Annotated in this window: 1 protein-coding gene and 1 pseudogene; both read right to left on the reverse strand. The window is 64.6% G+C overall.

The window, feature by feature from the left end:
* Positions 1–14: 14 nt before the first annotated feature.
* Positions 15–545: a conjugative transfer signal peptidase TraF gene (gene traF / locus EOC06_RS36200; protein WP_095482581.1), complete on the reverse strand. Its 531-nt coding sequence runs from the start codon at positions 543–545 to the stop codon at positions 15–17.
* Positions 542–2274, reverse strand: a pseudogene (locus EOC06_RS36205) (BID domain-containing protein); the annotation flags it as partial. The pseudogene EOC06_RS36205 and the gene traF, both read right to left, overlap by 4 nt.

The following is a 2274-nucleotide window of genomic DNA, read 5'->3' on the forward strand; positions in this document are numbered from 1 at the left end:
GCCCACGCCAGCGGTTACGGATCGAAGGAGACGACCGGCCGGGCGAGGCCGAGAAGGCCGCTATCCGGTACCGGTCCAAAATATCGGGAGTCATAGGAGCTCGCAAAGGATGAGTGGAGATAGAGATGGCCCGGCGGCACGGTGCCTCCGGGATAGGGATCGACCGCCCGGCCCTCCCCGTCCGTCTTGCGGACCCGGGACGAGCCAAGCACCTCGCCGTCGATCTCGACATCCTTGTCGATGTCGACGCGCTGGCCGGGGAGTGCTGCGACACTCTTGATGAGCGGGGCAAAGCCGCCGGCGCAGACGCCGCGCCGGAGATAACCGCGCTGCCGTGCTTTCTCGAACTGCGCCTCGGCCGGAGGGCAGATGAACACGAGATCCCCGACAATGGCGGGTCGATGAAGCGTCTCGATGCGCCAGATACCGAGCGGCTCGCTCGGCGTGAGATTCAGTCGAAAGCCGCCGATAAAACCGATCACTGCAAGAGCACCGACGACGCTGCCGGTCGCGGCAAGGAACACCGTGACACCGCGCCCCGTCATTGCTTCATCACCGGGGTCTGGCGCTGCGAGAGCGCCAAGTCGTCGGCCTGCTTCAGCGTTGCGGCAGTGCGCTCGCGTGCCGCGAGCTGCTGCGCGGTTCGCATCACCGGCCATGCCTCCTTCAGCCGTTCCTTTTCCTGGGGCTGGAGCCCTTCGGCGAGCTTGTCGAAGAGCTGACCTGCCGGATTGCGCGCGGCGTTGGTCAGCAGCGTGCGTTCGCCGAACCGTTTCCGCCACCGCCTTGTTGAATCCGTCCACCTCGAGTTTGGCCTCGCGATTGCTGAGCACGTATCCCAGGGCTGCGGGAAGATCGTTGCGGTCGATCGCGTCGCGCACCCGTTCCAGCACGCTCCGCGCGGCAGGCGACAGCGCCGGAATGTCGATCGACACACGCTGCCGCAGCGTCTTCTCCTCGCCCTCGATCCGCTGCAGGGCGCTCTCACGCATCTGAAGATAGCGCTCGATGTCGTGCTTCAGCGCCGGCACGTTGACGTCGGCGACGCGGCGGGCTTCGCGGTCGGCTTTGCTGGCGAGAAGACCGGTCTTGCCGTTGAGCGAGCCGATCGATACCGGATTTATAGTGAGTTTCTGAAGCGTCTGCGATGCCGCTTGTCTGTCGGCAAGGACCGCGTCGAAGTTCATCGTCCGGAAGGCGGTCTCGGGATCGGCGAAGACGTAACGGAATCGCGTCGAGACCTCCTCCCACTGTTTCTTGAGGGCGGGATCGTCCGCGAGCTTCTGCTCGACGGCGTCGCTTAAGGGTATCGGGAACAGCTTCACGCCGGCAACCATCGGGCGGGACTCCTTTTTCGTTCGCATTGTCGGAGTTTGCAGCAGGCCGAGGCGCTCGCCGGCCGCACGAAGGCGGATCGCCAGATCGGCGAGCCTCGATCCCTGGCGCAGCGTCCAGTCAAGCCGGTCACGCAGCATCGTTCGGGCGACCTGGACAATGTGGAGGCCGCGGTTCTCGGCGAAGCGAAGCGCCTGGCGGTAGAGCGTGCCGCGATCGTAATCGAGAGTGGTTTCCTTAGCGTTCCGACGCGACAGGATTTTCGACAGACCGCCATTGAAGGCGAAGGAGCGGCGGCCATAATAGAGGTGCAGATCCTCGCGGTGACGGGACATCGCGACATAGGTCAAATGGCGATCGAGCGACAGGGAGGCGAGCACCTTCACCCGATCGACGGTGGCACCCTGGGACTTGTGAATGGTGGTGGCATAGCCATGGTCAAGGTTGTTGTAGAAACGCTGCTCGACCGTCACCTGGCGGCGCTGATCGCCCTCCCCGACCATGACCACGATACGGTTCGGCGCGGCTTCGACGACGCGGCCGATCATGCCGTTCTTCACGCCGAGCGAGCCCTCGTTTTTCAGGAAGACGATCTGGTCGCCGGCTCCGAAATGGCGGATGCCGTCGGCGGTCCTGAAACCGTGGCCCGCACTGAGGATGCTGCGCTCAACCAGCTTCTTGCGCGCGAGCTCGTTGAGCATGCGCACGTCGCGGCGCAGATGCGCGAGAATCAGCGTGGACTTCGCCGGATCGTAGTCGCGGTTCCAATCGGCGACCAGGTTCTCGACAGCCTCAGCCTTCAGCTCCGAACCGAGCACCCTGCCCTGCGAGCGATAAGCGGCAAGCGCCTGGTCGACACGGCCGCGCGCCAGATCGAGGGAGGCCTTACGCATCCAGTCCTCGCGCTGGCGATAGATCGTTTCGAGCTCAGCATAGCCG

The sequence above is a fragment of the Mesorhizobium sp. M7A.F.Ca.MR.362.00.0.0 genome (genome assembly GCF_004023175.1).
GTDB lineage: Bacteria > Pseudomonadota > Alphaproteobacteria > Rhizobiales > Rhizobiaceae > Mesorhizobium.

Coding starts and splice junctions, on each gene's coding strand:
- traF (WP_095482581.1), bottom strand. CDS start 545: ATGACGGGGCGCGGTGTCACGGTGTTCCTTGCCGCGACCGGCAGCGTC.